A 20,449-nucleotide genomic window follows, 5' to 3' on the forward strand; every position below is an offset into this window, starting at 1 on the left:
TTAAATAATAATTTATCAAATCTAAGGAATTTAAGACTAATTAAAAAAGGAATAATGCTATGAATTTGTTAAAACCCCAAAAAAAAACCATTCGTTTTCACGAATGGTTTAATTCTACAATATAAGTCTTACAATTATTTGATCTTAAAAGCATTTAACCCAGGAAAATAAGCGGTACTTCCTAATTCCTCTTCAATTCTTAATAACTGATTGTATTTTGCCATACGATCTGAACGAGAAGCAGAACCAGTTTTAATTTGACCACAGTTTAAAGCTACAGCTAAATCTGCAATAGTATTATCTTCAGTTTCTCCTGAACGGTGTGACATTACTGAAGTATAACCAGCATTTTTTGCCATGTTTACAGCAGCAATAGTTTCAGTTAAAGTACCAATTTGGTTAACTTTTACCAAGATTGAGTTAGCAATTCCCTTTTGAATTCCAGTAGATAAACGCTCAACATTCGTAACAAATAAATCATCACCAACTAATTGTACTTTATCTCCGATTTTCTCCGTTAAAGCTTTCCATCCATCCCAGTCATCTTCGTACATACCGTCTTCAATAGAAATGATTGGATATTTAGCCGCAAGCTCAGCTAAATATTCAGCCTGCTCTTCAGAAGTTCTGATTTTTCCAGTTTCTCCTTCAAATTTAGTGTAATCGTATTTTCCGTTTACATAAAACTCAGAAGCAGCACAGTCAAGAGCAATCATAATTTCGTCACCGAAAGAATATCCTGCTTTCTCAACAGCTAATTTAATAGTATCTAAAGCATCTTCTGTACCACCAGCTAAGTTTGGAGCAAAACCTCCTTCATCACCAACAGCTGTACTTAAACCTCTATCGTGTAAAACTTTTTTCAAGCTGTGGAAGATTTCAGTTCCCATTTGCATAGCATGTGTAAAAGAAGTTGCTTTTACAGGAAAAATCATAAATTCTTGAAATGCAATAGGCGCATCAGAGTGAGAACCACCGTTGATGATATTCATCATCGGAACTGGCAATGTGTTAGCAGAAACACCACCAACATATCTGTATAATGGCAATCCAAGTTCGTTAGCAGCAGCTTTTGCAGCAGCCAAAGAAACTCCTAAAATTGCATTAGCTCCTAATTTAGATTTGTTTGGAGTTCCATCCAAATCAATCATTAATTGGTCAATTGTGTTTTGTTCAAAAACAGAAGTCCCAACTAATTCTTCAGCAATAACAGTATTTACATTATTCACTGCATTCAAAACACCTTTTCCTAGGTAAGCTTTACCTCCATCACGTAATTCAACAGCTTCGTGCTCTCCGGTTGATGCTCCAGATGGAACAGCCGCTCTACCTAAAACTCCATTTTCAGTTACTACATCAACTTCAATAGTAGGATTACCTCTAGAATCAAGAATTTGTCTTGCGTGAACTTTAATTATAATACTCATTATTTTTGTTTTTTATTAATAAATTATATTTTTTTTTCGAAAGTATAAAAATATTCAATACTAAAAACTCATTTTAGTCATTAAACACCTTTATTTATTAACTACATCGTTTTAGGCTTTGCTAGTTTTTATATTCTCCACAAATTGATCAAACAAATAAGAAGAATCATGTGGTCCAGGACTTGCTTCGGGATGGTATTGTACTGAAAAACAATTCTTATTTTTCATTCTCATTCCAGCTACAGTATCATCATTTAAATGTATGTGAGTCAGTTCCAATTCTGGATGACCTTCTAGAGCTTCTCTCTTTACAGCAAAACCATGATTTTGAGAAGTAATCTCACCTTTACCTGTAAGAAGGTTTTTAACTGGATGATTAATTCCTCTGTGTCCTCCAAACATTTTGTACGTTTTAACACCATTTGCAAGAGCAATTACCTGATGGCCCAAACAAATCCCAAACAAAGGTTTATCATCAGCAATAATTTTCTTAGCAACTTCAATCGCTCCAAAAAGAGGGTCCGGATCTCCAGGACCATTTGACAAGAAGTAACCGTCAGGATTAAATGCTGTCAAATCTTCATAAGTTGAATCGTATGGAAAAACTTTGATATAACAATCTCTCTTAGCAAGATTTCTTAATATGTTCTTTTTTATACCCAAGTCTAATGCTGAAATTTTATATGTAGCATTTTCATCACCAATAAAGTACGGTTCTTTAGTTGACACTTTAGAAGCCAGCTCCAAACCTTCCATATCAGGAACATTAGCTAATTCCTTCTTTAACTCTTCAATAGAAGTTCCATCTGTACAAATAACTGCATTCATAGCACCATTGTCACGAATGTAACTCACCAGAGCACGAGTATCAACATCAGAAATACAAATCAGGTTTTGTTTTGTAAAATAATCCTCCAGGCTTCCTGAAGCACCTGTTCTGGAATAGTTAAAACTAAAGTTTTTACAAACTAATCCTGCTATTTTAACGCTTTCAGATTCAACTTCTAAATCATTTACACCGTAATTACCGATATGCGGATTAGTAGTCACCATGATTTGCCCAAAATATGAAGGATCTGTAAAAATCTCCTGATATCCTGTCATTCCAGTATTAAAACAAACTTCACCAAAAGTTTTACCGCTAATACCGATAGATTTACCATGAAAAATAGTTCCGTCACTTAGTAATAAAATGGCGCTTTGTCGAGTTGTGTATTTCATTGTTTAATTTCTATTGTTATAATCTTATACTGAATTTAAAAACTCAGTGTAATTAGATATTTTGCAAATTTACTTTTTTAAAAGACCGCTGACAAGATTTTTTAAAAATTTCATTCATAAAAATAAAACCCAGTCATTTAAAAAAGTTAAATTTTGTTCTTAAAAAAAATCAAAAAAAAAGGATAAACTAAAAATTAGCTTATCCTTGATTTCTATAGAATCATTATTTTCATAATTATTCAGAAGCTTCAGTAGTCGTTTCTGATTCAGCAGTTGGAGCTTCCGGAGTTACCTCTTCAGCTTTTTTAGCTTTACCACCACGACGGCTTTTTGCTTTTTTAACTTCTTTTTTACCACCGTTGTAAAGTTCATTGAAATCTACAAGTTCGATCATCGCCATATCAGCGTTATCTCCTAAACGATTTCCAACTTTAATGATACGAGTGTATCCACCTGGACGGTCACCAACTTTAGCAGCCACATCTCTGAACAAGTCAGTTACAGCATATTTACTACGTAGGTAAGCAAAAACAATACGACGGTTGTGAGTCGTATCTTCTTTTGATTTTGTGATTAAAGGCTCAACGAATTGTTTAAGCGCTTTAGCTTTTGCAACAGTAGTGTTAATACGTTTGTGCTCGATAAGAGAACAAGCCATATTAGCCAACATGGCTTTTCTATGTCCAGTCTGTCTGCTTAAGTGATTGAATTTTTTTCCGTGTCTCATGACGTGTTTTTTTTATCTTCATCTTGCTACAATCCACTATGGAGAGCAAAATATGAAGTAAATTATTCTTTATCTAATTTGTATTTAGCTAAGTCCATTCCGAAAGTTAAATTTTTAACTGCAACAAGTTCGTCAAGCTCAGTTAAAGATTTTTTACCAAAATTACGGAATTTCATTAGGTCATTTTTATTGAACGATACTAAATCACCAAGTGTATCAACTTCAGCCGCCTTCAAGCAATTTAATGCTCTCACAGATAAATCCATATCAACAAGCTTAGTTTTAAGCAATTGTCTCATATGCAATGACTCTTCATCATACGATTCTGTTTGTGCAATTTCGTCAGCCTCAAGTGTAATTCTTTCATCTGAAAACAACATAAAATGGTGAATTAAAACTTTAGCAGCTTCAGTAAGAGCATCTTTTGGATTGATAGATCCATCAGTTTTGATTTCAAAAACTAATTTTTCGTAATCTGTTTTTTGCTCTACACGGAAATTTTCGATTGCATATTTTACATTTTTTACCGGAGTAAAAATAGAATCTGTAAAAATTGTTCCAATTGCAGCATTCTGTTTTTTGTTCTCTTCAGCAGGAACGTATCCTCTACCTTTTTCGATTGTTAAATCGAAGTTCAATTTGATTTTAGAATCTAAATTACAGATAACAAGGTCTGGGTTCAGAACTTGGAAACCTGAGATAAATTTCTGAAAATCACCTGCTGTCAATTGGTCTTTACCAGAAACAGAAATAGTAACTGATTCATTATCGATATCTTCAATCTGACGTTTGAAACGTACTTGCTTAAGATTAAGGATAATTTCTGTAACGTCCTCAACAACACCTGAAATAGTAGAAAACTCATGATCTACACCTTCGATACGAACAGATGTAATTGCATAACCTTCTAACGCTGAAAGCAAAACTCTTCTAAGTGCATTACCAACTGTCAATCCATAACCAGGCTCTAAAGGTCTAAATTCGAATTTACCTTCAAAATCGGTTGAATCGATCATGATAACTTTATCGGGCTTTTGAAAATTAAATATTGCCATAAATTTCGACTAAGTCAATTATTATTTGTTGTACAACTCTACGATTAATTGTTCTTTAATGTTTTCTGGAATTTGAAGTCTCGCAGGTACAGAAACGAAAGTCCCCTCTTTAAGTTCGTTGTTCCAGGTAATCCATTCATAAACATGACTTGAATTTGATAAAGAACGTTCGATAGCTTCTAACGATTTAGATTTTTCACGAACTGCAACTTTATCACCAGGCTTAAGGTGGTAAGAAGGAATATTTACAACTTCACCATTAACAGTAATGTGTCTGTGAGAAACTAATTGTCTTGCTCCTCTACGAGATGGAGCAATACCCATTCTAAAAACAACATTATCTAATCTTGCTTCACACAATTGTAAAAGAACTTCACCAGTAACACCTTTAGTAGCTGATGCTTTTTTAAATAAACCTCTGAATTGTTTTTCTAAAATTCCATAAGAATATTTAGCTTTTTGCTTTTCCATCAACTGAACAGCGTACTCAGATTTTTTACCTCTTTTTTTAGCCATCCCGTGTTGTCCGGGTGGATAGTTTCTTTTTTCGAAAGATTTATCATCTCCGAAGATTGCCTCGCCAAATTTACGAGCAATTCTAGTTTTAGGACCAGTATATCTTGCCATTTCTAAAAATTAATTTAAGGTAGAGATTATGAATTCAGGTCGTATCCTTCGATAATCGTTATTCTACCTTGTTATACTTAAATAATATTATTAAACTCTACGTCTTTTTGGAGGACGACATCCGTTGTGAGGCATTGGAGTAACATCGATAATCTCAGTAACTTCAATTCCACCGTTATGAATAGAACGAATAGCAGACTCACGTCCGTTTCCTGGTCCTTTTACATAAACCTTAACTTTTTTCAGTCCAGCCTCTAGAGCTACTTTACTACAATCTTCCGCTGCCATTTGAGCTGCATACGGAGTATTCTTTTTAGAACCTCTGAAACCCATTTTACCAGCTGAAGACCAAGAAATAACTTCGCCTTTCTTGTTTGTCAAAGAAATAATAATATTGTTGAAAGTGGCAGAAATATGAGCCTCACCCGTTGATTCAACGATAACTTTACGTTTTTTTGCAGTTGCTTTAGCCATATTTACTTATTATTTAGTTGCTTTTTTCTTGTTAGCAACAGTTTTTCTTTTACCTTTTCTTGTTCTAGAGTTATTTTTAGTTCTTTGTCCTCTTAATGGAAGACCAGATCTGTGACGGATACCTCTATAACAACCAATATCCATTAAACGTTTGATGTTTAAAGAAACTTCAGAACGCAATTCTCCTTCAATCTTGTAAAACGAAACTGCATCACGAATTGCTCCGATCTCGTCGTCATTCCAATCTTGAACTTTTTTATCCTGGCTAACCTGAGCTTTTTCTAAAATCTCAATAGCTCTACTTTTTCCTAATCCGAAAATATAGGTAAGTGCAATAACACCTCTTTTGTTTTTTGGGATATCTACCCCTGCTATTCTTGCCATAATTATCCTTGTCTTTGTTTAAATCTAGGATTCTTTTTGTTTATTACGTACAGTCTCCCTTTTCTACGCACGATAATGCACTCGGCACTTCTCTTTTTTACTGATGCTCTAACTTTCATAGTAATTATCCTTTAATATCGATAAGTAATTCTTGCTTTTGACAAATCATAAGGACTCATTTCCAGTTTCACTTTATCACCAGGTAATAATTTGATGTAATGCATACGCATTTTACCAGAAATATGAGCAATTACAATATGTCCATTTTCTAACTCTACACGGAACATCGCATTTGATAATGCTTCAATGATTGATCCGTCTTGTTCTATTGCTGATTGTTTTGCCATAAATATATTAAGCTACTGCTTTTCTATTTTTACCAGTCTTCATTAAACCATCATAATGCTTGTTTAACAAGTATGAATTGATTTGCTGAATAGTATCTATTGCAACACCAACCATAATTATTAAAGAGGTACCTCCAAAAAACATTGCCCAAGATTGTTGTACATCCATAACACTTACAACAATAGCCGGGAACACAGCAATTAGAGCCAGAAATAAAGATCCTGGGAAAGTTATTAAAGACATCACTTTATCAAGAAAGTCTGAAGTTTCAGCACCTGGTCTTACACCCGGAATAAAACCACCACTTCTTTTTAAATCATCGGCCATTTTGTTAGTAGGTACTGTGATTGCAGTATAGAAGAATGTGAATACAATAATTAAAGTTGCAAAAACAAAATTATACCAAAACCCAAACATATTACTAAATGTTCCAACAATAGATTGTGATGTATCTGATTTTGACAATCCGGCTACAGCAGCAGGAATAAACATAATTGCCTGAGCAAAAATGATTGGCATAACCCCAGAAGCATTAAGTTTAAGCGGAATCCATTGCCTGTTACCACCAGCCAAGTCCTGCTCATAATCCCCAGTTGTTGTACGACGAGCATATTGAACCGGAATTCTACGTACTGCCATCGTTAATAACACACAAGAAATGATAACCAACAACCAAACTATAATTTCAATAACTAACAACATTGGACCTCCATTGTTGTTAGTAACTCTGGTTGTAAATTCTTGTATAAAAGCTTGCGGTAAACGAGCTAAGATACCAACCATAATCAATAATGAAATTCCATTTCCAATCCCTTTATCTGTAATTTTTTCCCCAAGCCACATAGCAAAAATAGTACCTGTAACCAAGATAATAACAGAAGAAAACAAAAACTCAGGTGAGTTAAACCCTAACAAAAATGCATTGCCAGGCAGTGTTCTGTATAAATTATAGATATAAGTCGGACCTTGAACCAAAGTAATAGCAATAGTTAACCAACGGGTAATTTGATTAATCTTTTTTCTACCGCTTTCCCCATCATTTTGAAGTTTTTGCAAATATGGAATCGCAATTCCCATTAACTGAACAACAATAGAAGCAGAAATGTAAGGCATAATCCCTAAAGCAAAAACTGAAGCTTTAGAGAAAGCACCTCCGGTGAACATGTCTAAGATAGATCCTAAACCATTTTTAGTTTGTCCCGCTAAACCAGTTAGTTGAGTTGCATCAATTCCCGGAAGCGTAACATGTGCTCCAAAACGATATACCAAAAGCAATCCTAATGTAATTAAGATTCTGTTTTTAAGTTCTTCGATTTTCCAAACATTACTTATTGATTCAATAAATTTCTTCATACAATAGAAAAATTATATTGTTACAGCCTCTCCACCAGCAGCTTCGATAGCAGCTTTTGCAGTAGCAGTAAATTTGTGAGCAGTTACTTTTAATTTTGCTTTCAATTCTCCTCTACCTAAAATCTTAACGATTTCGTTTTTGGTAGCCAAACGGTTTGCAACAAAGTCTGTCATAGAAACAGAATCCGTAATCACACCATTATCTACTAACAATTGAAGTGTATCTAAATTAACACCTTCGTATTCTTTACGATTGATGTTTGTGAAACCAAACTTAGGCACACGTCTTTGAAGTGGCATTTGCCCTCCTTCAAAACCAATCTTTTTAGAATAACCAGAACGAGATTTTGCTCCTTTGTGACCTCTTGCTGCAGTGCCACCTTTACCAGAACCCTCTCCTCTACCTAATCTTTTATTTTGATTGTGTGTTGACCCTTCAGCTGGTTGTAAGTTACTTAAATTCATAACAGTATTTGTTATTTAGCTTCTTCAACAGAAACTAAGTGTTTAACTTTGTTTATCATCCCAAGGATAGCAGGATTTGAATCATGCTCTACAACTTGTCCCATTTTACGTAGACCCAAAGATTCCAAACCTCTCTTTTGAGAAAGAGGACAGTTGATTTTGCTTCTTACTTGTTTTACTAATAATTTAGCCATAATTTCCTTGAATTAACCTTTAAAAACTTTTTCTAAAGAAACACCTCTCTGTCTTGCAACAGTATGAGCACTTCTCATTTGCAATAAAGCATCAAAAGTTGCTTTAACTACGTTATGTGGGTTTGATGATCCCTGAGATTTAGATAATACATCGTGAATACCTACTGATTCAAGAACCGAACGAACAGCTCCACCAGCAATAACTCCTGTACCATGAGAAGCAGGAATTAAAAACACACGTGCACCACCAAATTTTCCTTTTTGTTCGTGAGGAACAGATTGACCATTTAAAGGAATTTTCACTAAATTTTTCTTAGCATCTTCTACTGCTTTCGCAATTGCCTCAGAAACATCTTTAGATTTTCCTAATCCATGACCAACTACTCCGTTTTCATCACCTACAACTACAATAGCAGAAAAACCGAAAGCTCTACCTCCTTTTGTAACCTTAGTAACACGATTAACACTAACTAGACGATCTTTAAGTTCAAGACCACTAGGTTTTACCAATTCTACATTTTTGTATTTAGACATAATATATTAGAATTTAAGTCCAGCGGCTCTTGCGCCTTCTGCTAATGATTTAATACGACCGTGATATAAATAACCACCTCTGTCAAAAGTGATGGTATCAATGCCGGCTTTTAACGCTTTTTCAGCAACTAGTTTTCCAACTGCAGCCGCTACTTCAACGTTAGTACCTTTTCCTATTTCTTTTTCTCTTGAAGATGCAGCTAATAAAGTAACTCCATTTACATCATCAATAAGTTGAGCGTAAATTTCCTTATTACTTCTAAATACAGATAATCTAGGATTAGTAGCTGTACCACTAATCGATTTTCTAATTCTGAATCTAATTCTCTGTCTTCTATCAGATTTTGTTAATGACATAATCTTATTTTTTAAGCTGATTTACCTGCTTTTCTTCTTAATACTTCACCCACAAATTTAACACCTTTTCCTTTGTATGGTTCAGGCTTACGGAAACCTCTGATTTTCGCAGCAACCTGTCCTAAAAGTTGTTTATCAAATGATGTTAATTTTACGATAGGGTTTTTTCCTTTTTCAGATATTGTTTCTACAACTACTTCAGGAGCAACTTCCAAAACAATATTGTGAGAATATCCAAGAGCTAAATCTAACTTTTGACCTTGATTTGAAGCTCTGTAACCAACTCCAACTAATTCAAGTTCTTTTGTAAAACCTTCAGATACTCCAACAATCATGTTACTGATTAATGATCTGTACAATCCGTGTTTTGCTCTTTGGTCTTTATGATCAGACGATCTTTCAACTAATGCTTGATCGCCTTCAACTGTTACAGTTACGTCCGAAAACTCCTGAGTCAGTTGACCTTTCTTTCCTTTTACTGTAATAATACCGTCTTTAACTTCTACAGTTACGCCAGCAGGGATTACAATTGGGCTTTTACCTATTCTTGACATCTTATTTAGTCTTTAAAATTAGTATACGTAACAAATTACTTCACCACCTACATTTAATTGTTTCGCTTGTTTTCCAGTCATAAGACCTTTTGAAGTTGAAACAATTGCAATTCCTAATCCGTTAAGGATTCTTGGTAATTTGGCAGCACCTGCGTATTTACGTAAACCAGGTTTACTAATTCTTTGGATATCTTTAATTACAGGCTCTTTAGTATCCTTATCATACTTCAAAGCAATTTTGATTGAACCCTGAACAGAGTTGTCTTCAAATTTGTAACTTAAGATATAACCTTGATCAAATAAGATCTTAGTTATTTCTTTTTTTAGATTAGAAGCCGGAATTTCAACAACTTTGTGGTTTGCAGCCACAGCGTTACGAACTCTAGTCAAATAATCTGCAATAGGATCTGTATACATATGTATTTGATTGCGATTATGGTTTTCGGGAGACACCCGTCTCCCGAACCTTTAATCAATTAAAATTATTTTTTGGTTTGCAAAAGTAATAACTTATTGCGAGATTACCAAGACGCTTTTTTAACTCCAGGAATTAATCCATTATTAGCCATCTCACGGAAAGTTACACGAGAAATACCAAATTGACGAATATAACCTCTTGGTCTACCTGTTAATTTACAACGATTGTGCAAACGAACTGGTGAAGCATTTTTAGGTAATTTTTGTAAAGCTTCAAAATCTCCAGCTTCTTTCAAAGCTTTTCTTTTCTCAGCGTACTTAGCTACCGTTTTCTCTCTTTTCACCTCACGGGCTTTCATTGATTCTTTAGCCATGTCTTAATTCTTTTTAAAAGGTAAACCTAATTCAGCCAATAATGACTTTGCTTCTTTGTCAGTTTTTGCAGTAGTAACAAAAGTGATATCCATTCCTGAAATTTTGTTTACTTTATCAATATCAATTTCAGGGAAAATGATTTGCTCTAAAACTCCAAGATTGTAATTACCTCTTCCGTCGAAACCAGTAGCTTTAATACCACTAAAATCTCTAACACGTGGTAAAGCAGAAGTAACAAGTCTGTCTAAAAACTCATACATTCTTTCTCCACGCAAAGTAACTTTTGCTCCAATAGGCATCCCTTTTCTCAATTTGAATGACGCAACGTCTTTCTTTGAAATTGTAGATACTGCTTTTTGTCCAGTGATCTTTGTTAACTCATCAACTGCATAGTCAATAAGTTTTTTATCAGATACAGCTGCACCAACTCCACGGCTCAAAACGATTTTTTCAAGTTTAGGAACTTGCATTACGTTTGTATATCCGAACTCTTCTTTAAGAGCAGAGATTACCCTACTCTTATATTCTTCTTTTAGTCTAGGTGTATATGCCATTACTATAGTACTTGATTAGATTTTTTTGAAAATCTTACTTTCTTATCTCCTTCTACTCTAATACCTACTCTAGTTGTTTCCTTAGTTTTAGGATCAATTAGAGAAATGTTAGAAATTTGAATAGAAGCTTCTTTCTTAACGATACCACCTTGAGGGTTTTTAGCACTTGGTTTTGTATGTTTTGAAACCATGTTTACACCTTCAACTATCGCTTTATTTTTCTCACGGTAAACACGTAAAACTTTACCTTCAGCACCTTTATGGTCTCCAGCAATAACTCTTACGATATCTCCTGATTTAATTTTTAGCTTTATCATCTTAAAACGAATTAAAGCACTTCTGGTGCTAATGATACAATTTTCATGAATTGTTTTTCACGAAGTTCTCTTGCTACCGGACCAAAAACACGAGTTCCTCTCATTTCCCCTGCAGCGTTCAAAAGAACACATGCATTATCATCGAAACGGATATAAGAACCATCAGCTCTTCTCACTTCTTTTTTGGTACGTACAACAACTGCAGTTGAAACAGCTCCTTTTTTAACGTTACCGTTAGGAGTTGCATCTTTAATAGATACTACAATCTTGTCACCAACAGAGGCATACCTTCTTTTGGTACCTCCTAAAACACGGATAGTTAAAACTTCTTTTGCTCCCGTGTTATCTGCTACTTTTAGTCTTGATTCCTGTTGTACCATAATTATTTAGCTCTTTCTAAGATTTCAACTAATCTCCAACATTTTGTTTTACTTAAAGGACGCGTTTCGCTAATTCTTACAGTATCTCCAATGTTACAGTCGTTTGTTTCGTCGTGTGCAACATATTTCTTAGTTTTCAACACGAACTTACCGTATAACGGGTGTTTTACTTTTCTTACTTCAGCAATAACAATAGACTTGTCCATTTTATTTGAAGTAACAACACCTATTCTTTCTTTTCTTAAATTTCTTTTTTCTTCCATCTTTCAGCAGAATACAATTATTGTAACTCTCTTTTAGTTAACTCAGTAGCTAATCTAGCAACCGTTCTTCTTACACTTCTGATTTGAAGTGGGTTTGCAATTGGAGAAATAGCGTGAGCCATTTTTAGGTCAGCATATACTTTCTTAGTTTGACTAAGCTTTTCTTGCAACTCCGCTGCAGAAAGATCTTTTATTTCTGATTGTTTCATAATAAATATAAATTATGCTTCGAAATCTCTAGCAACGACGAATTTAGTTTTTACTGGAAGTTTCTGAGCTGCAAGACGTAAAGCCTCTTTTGCAACTGATAATGGAACTCCTCCAACTTCAAACATAATTCTTCCTGGTTTAACAACAGCAGCCCAATACTCAACTGCTCCTTTACCTTTACCCATACGTACTTCAAGAGGCTTCTTAGTGATAGGTTTGTCTGGGAAAATTTTAATCCATAATTGTCCTTCTCTCTTCATATAACGAGTTGCAGCAATACGCGCAGCTTCTATTTGACGAGAAGTTAAGAACATTCCATCTTCATGTACAGATTTAATACCAAACATTCCATTAGAAAGTTCATGCCCTCTTTGAGAGTTACCTTTCATCTTACCTTTTTGTACCTTACGGTATTTTGTTCTTTTAGGCTGTAACATTTTTCTTTAGTTTAAAAATTTACTTTCTTTTACGAGCATCTGGTTTACCACCTTTATTAAAGGGTTTTCTGTCTCCTCTTGGAGAATCACCACCTTTACCACCACCAGTTCCAGATTGTTTTTTATCCATTCCTGCAAGTGGAGAAAGATCTCTCTTTCCATAAACTTCACCTTTCATGATCCACACTTTGATACCCATTCTACCATAAGTAGTGTGAGCTTCAGCCAAAGCATAATCAATATCAGCTCTGAAAGTTGATAGAGGAATTCTACCTTCTTTGAAACCTTCTGAACGCGCCATCTCAGCACCATTCAAACGACCAGAAATCAAAACTTTGATACCTTCAGCGTTCATACGCATAGAAGCAGCAATAGCCATTTTGATTGCACGTCTGTAAGAAATACGGCTTTCGATTTGACGAGCGATGCTTGTCGCCACAAGATAAGCATCTAACTCAGGTCTTTTAATTTCAAAGATGTTAATTTGAACCTCTTTATCAGTAACTTTCTTAAGTTCCTCTTTTAACTTGTCTACCTCTTGCCCACCTTTTCCGATAATGATACCAGGTCTGGCAGTAGTGATAGTAACGGTTACAAGCTTTAAAGTTCTCTCGATGATTACTTTAGATACACTAGCTTTTGATAAACGAGCATGGATATACTTTCTGATTTTGTGATCTTCGGCAAGTTTATCACCGTAATCATTTCCACCATACCAGTTTGAGTCCCATCCTCTGATGATACCAAGTCTATTTCCAATTGGATTTGTCTTTTGTCCCATGCTGCTTAAGAATTGCTTTGTGTGTTATTGATAGCTCCAAGCACGATTGTTACGTGGTTAGAACGTTTTCTTATTCTGTGTGCACGACCTTGCGGAGCTGGACGAAGTCTTTTCAACATCATTCCACCATCTACTCTGATCTCTTTAACAAATAATCCAGCTTCTTCTAAATTACCTTCACTATTTTTTTGCTCCCAGTTGTTGATTGCAGATAATAATAGTTTTTCTAATTTTCTTGAAGCTTCTTTAGAACTGAATCTTAAAATGTTAAGTGCTCTTTCTACCTTCTGACCTCTTACCAAGTCCGCTACTAAGCGCATTTTTCTAGGTGAAGTAGGGCAGTTATTCAATTTTGCGAAAGCAATAGACTTATTAGCCTCTTTTCTCGCATCTGCTGTTTCTCTTTTACGAACTCCCATTGCTTCTTATTTTTTACCTTTATTTTTTGCTCCAGCATGACCTCTAAAAGATCTAGTTGGTGAAAACTCTCCTAATTTGTGACCTACCATGTTTTCTGTTACGTAAACTGGTACAAATTGACGACCGTTATGAACTGCAATAGTTTGTCCAACGAAATCCGGAGTAATCATAGAAGCCCTAGACCAAGTCTTAACTACACTATTTTTACCACTTTCTACGTTTTCCTGAACTTTTTTGTCTAATTTATAATGAACGAAAGGTCCTTTTTTTAATGAACGTGCCATATCTTATTATTTCTTTCTACGTTCTACGATATACTTGTTACTCGGGTTTTTCTTAGAACGAGTTCTGTAACCTTTAGCTGGCAATCCGTTTCTTGAACGTGGATGCCCTCCAGATGAACGTCCTTCACCACCTCCCATAGGGTGATCAACAGGGTTCATTGCTACTGGTCTAGTTCTAGGTCTTCTTCCTAACCATCTTGTTCTACCTGCTTTTCCAGACACAACTAATTGATGATCAGAATTAGAAACAGCTCCAATTGTAGCCGAACAAGTTAACAAGATTAATCTTGTCTCTCCAGATGGCATTTTAATTGTTGCGTATTTCCCGTCTCTTGCCATTAACTGAGCAAAAGTTCCAGCTGAACGAGCAATAACAGCTCCTTGTCCAGGACGTAACTCAATACAAGATATAACAGTTCCAAGAGGAATTCTGCTTAAAGGTAATGTATTACCAATCTCTGGCTGAGATTCTGGACCAGAAACTAATTTCTGACCAACTTTCAATCCATTCTGAGCGATAATATAAGTTTTCTCTCCATCAGCATAAGCTAATAAAGCGATAAATGCAGTACGATTTGGATCGTATTCGATTGATTTCACAGTAGCCGGAATTCCGTCTTTAGTTCTCTTGAAATCAATAATACGATATCTCTGCTTGTGACCACCACCCGTATAACGCATGGTCATCTTTCCTTGACTATTTCTACCTCCAGAGTTTTTTATCGGCGCTATCAAAGAGCGTTCCGGCTTATCAGTTGTAATGGCGTCATAACCATTCACAACTCTAAATCGCTGACCTGGGGTAATAGGTTTTAATTTTCTTACTGACATTTTTCTATCTTAGATATTGTTGTAAAAATCAATTGTTTCTCCTTCTTGTACTTGAACAATCGCTTTTTTAATTGCATTTGTCTTTCCACTGATTAAACCACTTTTAGTGTATTTAGTAGATCTGTCCGGTCTCACATTCATTGTGTTAACCGAAACAATAGTTACACCATAAGCAGCTTCAACAGCTTTCTTAATTTGCACTTTATTTGCTTTCTTGTCAACAACGAATCCGAAGCGGTTTAGAACTTCACTTTCTTTGGTTACTTTTTCCGTTACTATAGGTCTGATAATGATGCTCATATTCCTATTATTTACTTAAATTTTCTTCAATTAACTCTAAAGAACCTTCCAAAAGCACTAAATTATTAGCGTTTAATATTGCGTAAGTGCTTAATTCCGAGCTAGTTACGACGTTTGAAGCCTTCAAATTACGTGACGACAAATATACATTTTTATTTGACTCACCCAATACAAATAGAGATTTTTTATTTTCTAACCCTAAAGCTTTCAAAACGTTAATGAAATTTTTAGTGTTTGGTACATCAAAATTAAAGTCTTCAAGAACAATAACATTTGACTCTTTTGCTTTGATTGAGAAAGCAGATTTTCTTGCCAATCTTTTCAATCCTTTATTCAATTTAAATGAATAACTTCTTGGTCTTGGCCCAAAAACTGTTCCCCCACCTTTAAACAAAGGATTCTTAACACTTCCTGCACGAGCAGTACCTGTTCCCTTTTGTTTTTTAATCTTACGCGTACTACCAGTTACTTCAGCTCTTTCTTTAGCTTTATGAGTACCTTGTCTTTGATTAGCAAGATATTGCTTAACATCAAGATATACTGCGTGATTGTTTGGTTCAATTGCGAATACTGAATCAGAAAGTTGAACTTTTCTTCCAGTATCTTTTCCGTTGAAATCTAATACTTTTACTTCCATTACTTCTGAATGATTACGTAAGAGTTTTTGTGCCCAGGAATACATCCTTTAACAACAAGCAGGTTCTTTTCAGCAACTACTTTTAAAACTCTAAGGTTTTGTACTTTTACATTATCTCCACCCATTCTTCCAGCCATACGCATTCCTTTGAATACTCTAGATGGATAAGAAGAAGCTCCTACAGAACCTGGCGCTCTTAAACGGTTGTGCTGACCATGAGTAGCCTGTCCAACACCACCAAAACCGTGACGTTTAACAACACCCTGGAAACCTTTACCTTTAGACACACCTTGCACGTCTACAAATTCTCCTTCTTCAAAAATAGAAACATCAATAAGATCCCCTAATTTTTGTTCAGTTGCAAAATCCTGGAATTCAACGACTTTTTTCTTAGCAACAGTTCCAGCTTTTTTAAAGTGCCCTAAAGCAGCTTTAGTAGAATGTTTCTCGTTTTTGTCATCGAAACCAAGTTGCAACGCTTCATACCCGTCAACACCTTTGGTTCTGACTTGGGTAACAACACACGGCCCAGCCTCGATTACTGTACAAGGAATGTTTTTCCCGTTTTCATCGAAAATACTAGTCATGCCGATTTTTTTACCAATTAACCCAGACATAAATATTAATTATTAATTACTAAAATTCCCTTCAATTTGAAAATAACAGAAATTTCCAAACAGGGAGTGCAAAAGTAGATATTAAAATTGAATATACCAAACAGTTATAGAAATTAAATCGCTCATAATCAAAATCCAAGCTCAAAACTAAGCTCAAAAACCCACTTATACATTCTAAATCTTAAATCATTTTTTCCACACCACAAGCAACTAACGCACAACAATTAATTAACAAAATAGCAACAAAAAATATCCGCAGCACTTTAAAACAAAGGGAGTTAAAGAAATTTGCAGGAAAAAATATTTAAACAAATCAGTCAAAATCAAATAAAGAATCATTAAATAAAAAACAAAAAAAGCGAGTCATTTCTGACTCGCTTTTCATATAAAAAAATATAAAAAAATTATACTTTTATCTCTACTTCAACACCACTTGGCAATTCAAGTTTCATTAAAGCATCAATAGTTTTAGATGAAGATGAATAAATATCAATCAATCTCTTGTATGACATTACTTCAAATTGCTCTCTCGCTTTTTTGTTAACGTGCGGAGAACGCAATACAGTGAAAAGTTTTTTGTGAGTTGGCAACGGAATTGGACCTGTTACAACTGCTCCAGTAGTTTTTACTGTTTTTACGATCTTTTCAGCAGATTTATCTACCAACATGTGATCGTAAGATTTTAGTTTTATTCTGATTTTTTGACTCATTTTCTTAAAATTAAGCGTTACCTTTTGCTTTTTTGATTACCTCTTCTGAAATATTAGAAGGTGTTTCTGCATAGTGAGAAAACTCCATTGTTGAAGTTGCTCTACCAGAAGATAATGTTCTTAATGTAGTTACATAACCAAACATTTCTGATAAAGGCACATCTGCTTTGATAGTTTTAGCACCATTTCTATCACCCATGTCATTAACCTGACCTCTACGACGGTTCAAGTCACCTACGATATCACCCATGTTTTCTTCAGGAGTAATAACTTCGATTTTCATGATTGGCTCAAGAATAACAGCTCCAGCAGCACGTCCTGATTCTTTATAACCCATTCTAGCAGCTAATTCAAAAGAAAGAGCATCAGAATCCACAGGATGGAAAGATCCGTCTAACAAAGTTACTTTTAAACTATCAACAGCATATCCAGCTAACGGACCTGTTTTCATAGCCTCACGGAAACCTTTTTCAACAGCAGGGATATATTCTTTAGGAACGTTACCACCTTTTACCTCATTAACAAACTGCAATCCAACAGGAACTTTACCATCAACTTCATCTGCAGGCTCGATTCTAAATACGATATCACCGAATTTACCACGACCTCCAGATTGTTTTTTGTAAGTTTCTCTATGTTGAGCAGATTTAGTAAACGCCTCTTTGTATTCTACTTGTGGCTCACCTTGATTAACCTCTACTTTAAACTCACGTTTCATACGATCAACTAAGATATCTAAGTGAAGCTCACCCATACCCGAAATAATAGTCTGACCTGAAGCCTCATCTGTTCTAACTGTAAATGTTGGATCCTCTTCAGCCAATTTAGCCAAAGCCATACCCATTTTATCAACGTCAGCTTTAGTTTTAGGTTCAATTGCAATACCAATTACCGGCTCTGGGAATTTCATAGACTCCAAGATAATTGGATTCTTTTCATCACACAAAGTATCTCCAGTTTTAATATCTTTAAATCCTACAGCAGCTCCAATATCTCCAGCCTCAATAAATTCGATTGGATTTTGTTTGTTAGCGTGCATTTGGTAGATACGAGAAATTCTCTCTTTGTTACCAGAACGAGTATTTAAAACATAAGAACCAGCATCTAAACGTCCAGAGTAAGCACGGAAGAAAGCTAAACGACCTACGAATGGATCAGTAGCAATTTTAAATGCCAAAGCAGCAAACGGCTCTTTTACATCTGGGCGACGTAAAATTTTAGTTTGATCTTCTTCTAATAATTCAGCATCATCAGGATGAATACCTTCAATACCTTCTTTATCCAATGGAGATGGCAAATACTTACAAACAGCATCCAACATAAATTGAACTCCTTTGTTTTTGAAAGAAGAACCAGCAAGCATTGGAATGATTGCCATATCAATAGTTGCAGCTCTCAACGCATTGTTGATTTCTTCCTCAGTAATAGAGTTTTCATCTTCCATATATTTATCTAAAAGATTCTCATCATAAGTAGCAATCTCTTCGATAAGGATAGAACGGTAGTGCTTAACATCATCAACCATATCAGCTGGGATATCAACGACATCAAAAGTAGCTCCTTGTGTCTCATCATGCCATACAATAGCTTGATTTTTCACTAAGTCAACAATACCTTTAAAATCCGCTTCATCACCAATAGGCAAAGTAATTGCAACCGCATTCGATTTCAACATATCTTTAACCTGTCCGCATACAGCTAAAAAATTAGCTCCTTGACGGTCCATTTTATTTACGAATCCCATACGAGGAACCCTATATTGATCTGCAAGTCTCCAGTTAGTTTCTGATTGAGGCTCAACACCATCAACAGCACTAAACAAGAAAACCAAGCCATCAAGTACACGTAAAGAACGATTTACCTCTACAGTAAAGTCAACGTGTCCAGGAGTATCAATAATATTAAAGTGGTAAGGCAATGATTCTGGAAGAACTTTCCCTTGCTCTGTTGGAAAATTCCAAGTACAAGTTGTTGCAGCAGAAGTAATTGTAATACCTCTTTCTTGCTCTTGTGCCATCCAGTCCATTGTTGCAGCACCATCGTGTACCTCACCAATTTTGTGTGACTTTCCAGTATAAAAAAGAATACGCTCAGTTGTAGTTGTTTTACCAGCATCAATGTGAGCAGCGATCCCGATATTTCTTGTATATTTTAAATCTCTAGCCATTTCTTACGAATTAAAATCTAAAGTGAGAGAATGCTTTGTTAGCTTCTGCCATTTTGTGAGTATCCATTCTTTTCTTAACCGCAGCACCTTCTTCTTTAGCCGCAGCTAAACATTCTGACGCTAAACGTTGTGCCATAGATTTTTCATTTCTTCTTCTTGAATAAAGTATTAACCACTTCATTGCCATAGAAATTTTTCTATCTGGACGAATCTGCATTGGAATTTGAAATGTAGCTCCACCAACTCTACGGCTACGTACTTCTACGTGAGGCATAACGTTTGTTAAAGCATCTTTCCAGATTTCTAATGAAGTCTTCTCATCATTTTGCTTTTTAGTTTCAATGATATCAATAGCATCATAAAATACTTTAAAAGCTGTAGATTTCTTACCATCCCACATTAAGTTGTTCACAAAACGTGTTACTAATTGGTCGTTAAACCTTGGATCCGGTAAAAGTGGTCTTTTCTTTGCCGCTCTTTTTCTCATGTCTTTTTCTTAAAAGTTTTTAAATTACTTTTTTGCTTCTTTTGGGCGTTTAGCACCGTACTTAGATCTTCTTTGCGTTCTTCCTGCAACACCTGATGTATCAAGCGCTCCACGAACGATGTGATATCTAACACCTGGTAAATCTTTTACCCTTCCACCTCGCACTAATACTATCGAGTGCTCTTGTAGATTATGTCCTTCTCCAGGGATGTAAGCATTCACCTCATTACCATTTGTCAAACGTACACGCGCAACTTTACGCATTGCAGAGTTTGGTTTTTTTGGTGTAGTAGTGTAAACACGCGTACAAACCCCTCTTCTTTGAGGACAAGAATCTAAAGCAACCGATTTACTCTTCTTAGTGATCTGAGTTCTTCCTGTTCTTACTAATTGTTGAATTGTTGGCATAATTAATACTAAAAATTAATATGATATTAAATTCCCGCTTTTTACGGGGTTGCAAATGTATAAAATAAATTCCACTATACAAACGTTAAATCATTAATTTTCAATAACATTATTTAATCTTATGTTTTTCAAAA

At 35.1% G+C, this 20,449-nt stretch carries 34 protein-coding genes; all 34 read right to left on the bottom strand.

The genetic code is table 11. The features are described 5' to 3' along the window. Window positions 1-134: 134 nt before the first annotated feature. Window positions 135-1,427, bottom strand: a complete 1,293-nt coding sequence (gene eno / locus K8B81_RS06400) for a phosphopyruvate hydratase (RefSeq protein ID WP_223680100.1) — start codon at window positions 1,425-1,427, stop codon at window positions 135-137. A gap of 111 nt (window positions 1,428-1,538) precedes the next feature. Next, the gene (carA, locus tag K8B81_RS06405; RefSeq protein ID WP_223680102.1) at window positions 1,539-2,648 is read right to left on the bottom strand and encodes a glutamine-hydrolyzing carbamoyl-phosphate synthase small subunit; all 1,110 of its coding nucleotides are present in this window, start codon (window positions 2,646-2,648) and stop codon (window positions 1,539-1,541) included. Between the two features lie 235 nt (window positions 2,649-2,883). Next, the gene (gene rplQ, locus K8B81_RS06410) at window positions 2,884-3,375 is read right to left on the bottom strand and encodes a 50S ribosomal protein L17 (RefSeq protein WP_223680104.1); all 492 of its coding nucleotides are present in this window, start codon (window positions 3,373-3,375) and stop codon (window positions 2,884-2,886) included. 62 nt (window positions 3,376-3,437) lie between these two features. Then, entirely contained in the window at window positions 3,438-4,430 is a 993-nt protein-coding gene (locus tag K8B81_RS06415; protein ID WP_008464329.1) for a DNA-directed RNA polymerase subunit alpha, read from the bottom strand. A gap of 21 nt (window positions 4,431-4,451) precedes the next feature. Next, the gene (rpsD, locus tag K8B81_RS06420; RefSeq protein ID WP_110305597.1) at window positions 4,452-5,057 is read right to left on the bottom strand and encodes a 30S ribosomal protein S4; all 606 of its coding nucleotides are present in this window, start codon (window positions 5,055-5,057) and stop codon (window positions 4,452-4,454) included. A 90-nt stretch (window positions 5,058-5,147) separates the two neighbouring features. After that, the gene (gene rpsK / locus K8B81_RS06425; RefSeq protein WP_007803677.1) at window positions 5,148-5,531 is read right to left on the bottom strand and encodes a 30S ribosomal protein S11; all 384 of its coding nucleotides are present in this window, start codon (window positions 5,529-5,531) and stop codon (window positions 5,148-5,150) included. Between the two features lie 9 nt (window positions 5,532-5,540). Beyond that, window positions 5,541-5,915 carry a 30S ribosomal protein S13 gene (gene rpsM / locus K8B81_RS06430; protein WP_012022478.1) on the bottom strand — a complete coding sequence of 125 codons (375 nt, stop codon included), beginning with the start codon at window positions 5,913-5,915 and terminating at the stop codon, window positions 5,541-5,543. A 2-nt stretch (window positions 5,916-5,917) separates the two neighbouring features. Continuing rightward, a complete protein-coding gene (gene ykgO / locus K8B81_RS06435) occupies window positions 5,918-6,034 on the bottom strand; it encodes a type B 50S ribosomal protein L36 (RefSeq protein ID WP_002987490.1) in 117 nt (38 codons plus the stop codon). 12 nt (window positions 6,035-6,046) lie between these two features. After that, window positions 6,047-6,262, bottom strand: coding sequence for a translation initiation factor IF-1 (gene infA, locus K8B81_RS06440; protein ID WP_007136545.1), 216 nt, complete (start codon window positions 6,260-6,262; stop codon window positions 6,047-6,049). A gap of 7 nt (window positions 6,263-6,269) precedes the next feature. Then, on the bottom strand, window positions 6,270-7,616 hold the full coding sequence (secY, locus tag K8B81_RS06445) for a preprotein translocase subunit SecY (RefSeq protein WP_223680106.1): 1,347 nt from the start codon (window positions 7,614-7,616) through the stop codon (window positions 6,270-6,272). 12 nt (window positions 7,617-7,628) lie between these two features. Continuing rightward, complete coding sequence (gene rplO, locus K8B81_RS06450; RefSeq protein WP_026982954.1) at window positions 7,629-8,081, bottom strand: 50S ribosomal protein L15; 453 nt, start codon at window positions 8,079-8,081, stop codon at window positions 7,629-7,631. 11 nt (window positions 8,082-8,092) lie between these two features. Continuing rightward, window positions 8,093-8,275 carry a 50S ribosomal protein L30 gene (gene rpmD, locus K8B81_RS06455; RefSeq protein ID WP_223680108.1) on the bottom strand — a complete coding sequence of 61 codons (183 nt, stop codon included), beginning with the start codon at window positions 8,273-8,275 and terminating at the stop codon, window positions 8,093-8,095. A 12-nt stretch (window positions 8,276-8,287) separates the two neighbouring features. Beyond that, on the bottom strand, window positions 8,288-8,812 hold the full coding sequence (rpsE, locus tag K8B81_RS06460; protein WP_157486071.1) for a 30S ribosomal protein S5: 525 nt from the start codon (window positions 8,810-8,812) through the stop codon (window positions 8,288-8,290). A 3-nt stretch (window positions 8,813-8,815) separates the two neighbouring features. Further along, window positions 8,816-9,166: a 50S ribosomal protein L18 gene (rplR, locus tag K8B81_RS06465; protein WP_072960630.1), complete on the bottom strand. Its 351-nt coding sequence runs from the start codon at window positions 9,164-9,166 to the stop codon at window positions 8,816-8,818. Window positions 9,167-9,177: 11 nt separating this feature from the next. Beyond that, complete coding sequence (rplF, locus tag K8B81_RS06470) at window positions 9,178-9,720, bottom strand: 50S ribosomal protein L6 (protein ID WP_031456036.1); 543 nt, start codon at window positions 9,718-9,720, stop codon at window positions 9,178-9,180. 18 nt (window positions 9,721-9,738) lie between these two features. Further along, a complete protein-coding gene (gene rpsH, locus K8B81_RS06475; protein WP_017495014.1) occupies window positions 9,739-10,137 on the bottom strand; it encodes a 30S ribosomal protein S8 in 399 nt (132 codons plus the stop codon). A gap of 104 nt (window positions 10,138-10,241) precedes the next feature. Beyond that, window positions 10,242-10,511, bottom strand: coding sequence for a 30S ribosomal protein S14 (rpsN, locus tag K8B81_RS06480; RefSeq protein WP_223680110.1), 270 nt, complete (start codon window positions 10,509-10,511; stop codon window positions 10,242-10,244). A 3-nt stretch (window positions 10,512-10,514) separates the two neighbouring features. Further along, window positions 10,515-11,066 carry a 50S ribosomal protein L5 gene (gene rplE / locus K8B81_RS06485; RefSeq protein ID WP_007803652.1) on the bottom strand — a complete coding sequence of 184 codons (552 nt, stop codon included), beginning with the start codon at window positions 11,064-11,066 and terminating at the stop codon, window positions 10,515-10,517. A 2-nt stretch (window positions 11,067-11,068) separates the two neighbouring features. Next, on the bottom strand, window positions 11,069-11,383 hold the full coding sequence (gene rplX / locus K8B81_RS06490) for a 50S ribosomal protein L24 (protein ID WP_007803650.1): 315 nt from the start codon (window positions 11,381-11,383) through the stop codon (window positions 11,069-11,071). Between the two features lie 11 nt (window positions 11,384-11,394). After that, window positions 11,395-11,763: a 50S ribosomal protein L14 gene (rplN, locus tag K8B81_RS06495; RefSeq protein WP_007803649.1), complete on the bottom strand. Its 369-nt coding sequence runs from the start codon at window positions 11,761-11,763 to the stop codon at window positions 11,395-11,397. A 2-nt stretch (window positions 11,764-11,765) separates the two neighbouring features. Beyond that, window positions 11,766-12,026 carry a 30S ribosomal protein S17 gene (gene rpsQ / locus K8B81_RS06500; RefSeq protein ID WP_007803646.1) on the bottom strand — a complete coding sequence of 87 codons (261 nt, stop codon included), beginning with the start codon at window positions 12,024-12,026 and terminating at the stop codon, window positions 11,766-11,768. Between the two features lie 17 nt (window positions 12,027-12,043). Beyond that, window positions 12,044-12,235: a 50S ribosomal protein L29 gene (gene rpmC / locus K8B81_RS06505; RefSeq protein ID WP_008464297.1), complete on the bottom strand. Its 192-nt coding sequence runs from the start codon at window positions 12,233-12,235 to the stop codon at window positions 12,044-12,046. A gap of 12 nt (window positions 12,236-12,247) precedes the next feature. Further along, entirely contained in the window at window positions 12,248-12,673 is a 426-nt protein-coding gene (gene rplP / locus K8B81_RS06510; RefSeq protein ID WP_017495016.1) for a 50S ribosomal protein L16, read from the bottom strand. 19 nt (window positions 12,674-12,692) lie between these two features. Next, window positions 12,693-13,454, bottom strand: coding sequence for a 30S ribosomal protein S3 (rpsC, locus tag K8B81_RS06515; RefSeq protein WP_007803635.1), 762 nt, complete (start codon window positions 13,452-13,454; stop codon window positions 12,693-12,695). Window positions 13,455-13,459: 5 nt separating this feature from the next. Then, complete coding sequence (rplV, locus tag K8B81_RS06520; protein WP_007803631.1) at window positions 13,460-13,873, bottom strand: 50S ribosomal protein L22; 414 nt, start codon at window positions 13,871-13,873, stop codon at window positions 13,460-13,462. Window positions 13,874-13,879: 6 nt separating this feature from the next. Continuing rightward, the gene (gene rpsS / locus K8B81_RS06525; RefSeq protein WP_012022488.1) at window positions 13,880-14,158 is read right to left on the bottom strand and encodes a 30S ribosomal protein S19; all 279 of its coding nucleotides are present in this window, start codon (window positions 14,156-14,158) and stop codon (window positions 13,880-13,882) included. Window positions 14,159-14,164: 6 nt separating this feature from the next. Then, entirely contained in the window at window positions 14,165-14,989 is an 825-nt protein-coding gene (gene rplB, locus K8B81_RS06530; RefSeq protein ID WP_008464287.1) for a 50S ribosomal protein L2, read from the bottom strand. A 9-nt stretch (window positions 14,990-14,998) separates the two neighbouring features. Beyond that, entirely contained in the window at window positions 14,999-15,289 is a 291-nt protein-coding gene (gene rplW, locus K8B81_RS06535; protein WP_012022489.1) for a 50S ribosomal protein L23, read from the bottom strand. A gap of 7 nt (window positions 15,290-15,296) precedes the next feature. After that, a complete protein-coding gene (gene rplD / locus K8B81_RS06540; protein WP_163393987.1) occupies window positions 15,297-15,926 on the bottom strand; it encodes a 50S ribosomal protein L4 in 630 nt (209 codons plus the stop codon). Next, on the bottom strand, window positions 15,926-16,543 hold the full coding sequence (gene rplC, locus K8B81_RS06545; RefSeq protein WP_057124294.1) for a 50S ribosomal protein L3: 618 nt from the start codon (window positions 16,541-16,543) through the stop codon (window positions 15,926-15,928). The genes rplD and rplC overlap by 1 nt, the downstream gene beginning before the upstream one ends. A gap of 404 nt (window positions 16,544-16,947) precedes the next feature. After that, window positions 16,948-17,253 carry a 30S ribosomal protein S10 gene (rpsJ, locus tag K8B81_RS06550; protein WP_007803605.1) on the bottom strand — a complete coding sequence of 102 codons (306 nt, stop codon included), beginning with the start codon at window positions 17,251-17,253 and terminating at the stop codon, window positions 16,948-16,950. A gap of 10 nt (window positions 17,254-17,263) precedes the next feature. Next, on the bottom strand, window positions 17,264-19,420 hold the full coding sequence (fusA, locus tag K8B81_RS06555; RefSeq protein WP_223680112.1) for an elongation factor G: 2,157 nt from the start codon (window positions 19,418-19,420) through the stop codon (window positions 17,264-17,266). A gap of 10 nt (window positions 19,421-19,430) precedes the next feature. Beyond that, the gene (gene rpsG / locus K8B81_RS06560; protein WP_026727879.1) at window positions 19,431-19,907 is read right to left on the bottom strand and encodes a 30S ribosomal protein S7; all 477 of its coding nucleotides are present in this window, start codon (window positions 19,905-19,907) and stop codon (window positions 19,431-19,433) included. Window positions 19,908-19,931: 24 nt separating this feature from the next. Next, window positions 19,932-20,315, bottom strand: a complete 384-nt coding sequence (rpsL, locus tag K8B81_RS06565; protein ID WP_007136570.1) for a 30S ribosomal protein S12 — start codon at window positions 20,313-20,315, stop codon at window positions 19,932-19,934. Window positions 20,316-20,449: the final 134 nt, after the last annotated feature.

It is taken from the genome of Flavobacterium hibisci (assembly GCF_020026925.1).
GTDB classification, from domain to species: domain Bacteria; phylum Bacteroidota; class Bacteroidia; order Flavobacteriales; family Flavobacteriaceae; genus Flavobacterium; species Flavobacterium hibisci.

Excerpts from the sequence above, each read along its gene's own strand:
- eno (WP_223680100.1), bottom strand. The coding sequence starts at position 1,427 with ATGAGTATTATAATTAAAGTTCACGCAAGACAAATTCTTGATTCTAGA.
- carA (WP_223680102.1), bottom strand. The coding sequence starts at position 2,648 with ATGAAATACACAACTCGACAAAGCGCCATTTTATTACTAAGTGACGGA.
- rplQ (WP_223680104.1), bottom strand. The coding sequence starts at position 3,375 with ATGAGACACGGAAAAAAATTCAATCACTTAAGCAGACAGACTGGACAT.
- K8B81_RS06415 (WP_008464329.1), bottom strand. The coding sequence starts at position 4,430 with ATGGCAATATTTAATTTTCAAAAGCCCGATAAAGTTATCATGATCGAT.
- rpsD (WP_110305597.1), bottom strand. The coding sequence starts at position 5,057 with ATGGCAAGATATACTGGTCCTAAAACTAGAATTGCTCGTAAATTTGGC.
- rpsK (WP_007803677.1), bottom strand. The coding sequence starts at position 5,531 with ATGGCTAAAGCAACTGCAAAAAAACGTAAAGTTATCGTTGAATCAACG.
- rpsM (WP_012022478.1), bottom strand. The coding sequence starts at position 5,915 with ATGGCAAGAATAGCAGGGGTAGATATCCCAAAAAACAAAAGAGGTGTT.
- ykgO (WP_002987490.1), bottom strand. The coding sequence starts at position 6,034 with ATGAAAGTTAGAGCATCAGTAAAAAAGAGAAGTGCCGAGTGCATTATC.
- infA (WP_007136545.1), bottom strand. The coding sequence starts at position 6,262 with ATGGCAAAACAATCAGCAATAGAACAAGACGGATCAATCATTGAAGCA.
- secY (WP_223680106.1), bottom strand. The coding sequence starts at position 7,616 with ATGAAGAAATTTATTGAATCAATAAGTAATGTTTGGAAAATCGAAGAA.
- rplO (WP_026982954.1), bottom strand. The coding sequence starts at position 8,081 with ATGAATTTAAGTAACTTACAACCAGCTGAAGGGTCAACACACAATCAA.
- rpmD (WP_223680108.1), bottom strand. The coding sequence starts at position 8,275 with ATGGCTAAATTATTAGTAAAACAAGTAAGAAGCAAAATCAACTGTCCT.
- rplR (WP_072960630.1), bottom strand. The coding sequence starts at position 9,166 with ATGTCATTAACAAAATCTGATAGAAGACAGAGAATTAGATTCAGAATT.
- rplF (WP_031456036.1), bottom strand. The coding sequence starts at position 9,720 with ATGTCAAGAATAGGTAAAAGCCCAATTGTAATCCCTGCTGGCGTAACT.
- rpsH (WP_017495014.1), bottom strand. The coding sequence starts at position 10,137 with ATGTATACAGATCCTATTGCAGATTATTTGACTAGAGTTCGTAACGCT.
- rpsN (WP_223680110.1), bottom strand. The coding sequence starts at position 10,511 with ATGGCTAAAGAATCAATGAAAGCCCGTGAGGTGAAAAGAGAGAAAACG.
- rplE (WP_007803652.1), bottom strand. The coding sequence starts at position 11,066 with ATGGCATATACACCTAGACTAAAAGAAGAATATAAGAGTAGGGTAATC.
- rplX (WP_007803650.1), bottom strand. The coding sequence starts at position 11,383 with ATGATAAAGCTAAAAATTAAATCAGGAGATATCGTAAGAGTTATTGCT.
- rplN (WP_007803649.1), bottom strand. The coding sequence starts at position 11,763 with ATGGTACAACAGGAATCAAGACTAAAAGTAGCAGATAACACGGGAGCA.
- rpsQ (WP_007803646.1), bottom strand. The coding sequence starts at position 12,026 with ATGGAAGAAAAAAGAAATTTAAGAAAAGAAAGAATAGGTGTTGTTACT.
- rpmC (WP_008464297.1), bottom strand. The coding sequence starts at position 12,235 with ATGAAACAATCAGAAATAAAAGATCTTTCTGCAGCGGAGTTGCAAGAA.
- rplP (WP_017495016.1), bottom strand. The coding sequence starts at position 12,673 with ATGTTACAGCCTAAAAGAACAAAATACCGTAAGGTACAAAAAGGTAAG.
- rpsC (WP_007803635.1), bottom strand. The coding sequence starts at position 13,454 with ATGGGACAAAAGACAAATCCAATTGGAAATAGACTTGGTATCATCAGA.
- rplV (WP_007803631.1), bottom strand. The coding sequence starts at position 13,873 with ATGGGAGTTCGTAAAAGAGAAACAGCAGATGCGAGAAAAGAGGCTAAT.
- rpsS (WP_012022488.1), bottom strand. The coding sequence starts at position 14,158 with ATGGCACGTTCATTAAAAAAAGGACCTTTCGTTCATTATAAATTAGAC.
- rplB (WP_008464287.1), bottom strand. The coding sequence starts at position 14,989 with ATGTCAGTAAGAAAATTAAAACCTATTACCCCAGGTCAGCGATTTAGA.
- rplW (WP_012022489.1), bottom strand. The coding sequence starts at position 15,289 with ATGAGCATCATTATCAGACCTATAGTAACGGAAAAAGTAACCAAAGAA.
- rplD (WP_163393987.1), bottom strand. The coding sequence starts at position 15,926 with ATGGAAGTAAAAGTATTAGATTTCAACGGAAAAGATACTGGAAGAAAA.
- rplC (WP_057124294.1), bottom strand. The coding sequence starts at position 16,543 with ATGTCTGGGTTAATTGGTAAAAAAATCGGCATGACTAGTATTTTCGAT.
- rpsJ (WP_007803605.1), bottom strand. The coding sequence starts at position 17,253 with ATGAGTCAAAAAATCAGAATAAAACTAAAATCTTACGATCACATGTTG.
- fusA (WP_223680112.1), bottom strand. The coding sequence starts at position 19,420 with ATGGCTAGAGATTTAAAATATACAAGAAATATCGGGATCGCTGCTCAC.
- rpsG (WP_026727879.1), bottom strand. The coding sequence starts at position 19,907 with ATGAGAAAAAGAGCGGCAAAGAAAAGACCACTTTTACCGGATCCAAGG.
- rpsL (WP_007136570.1), bottom strand. The coding sequence starts at position 20,315 with ATGCCAACAATTCAACAATTAGTAAGAACAGGAAGAACTCAGATCACT.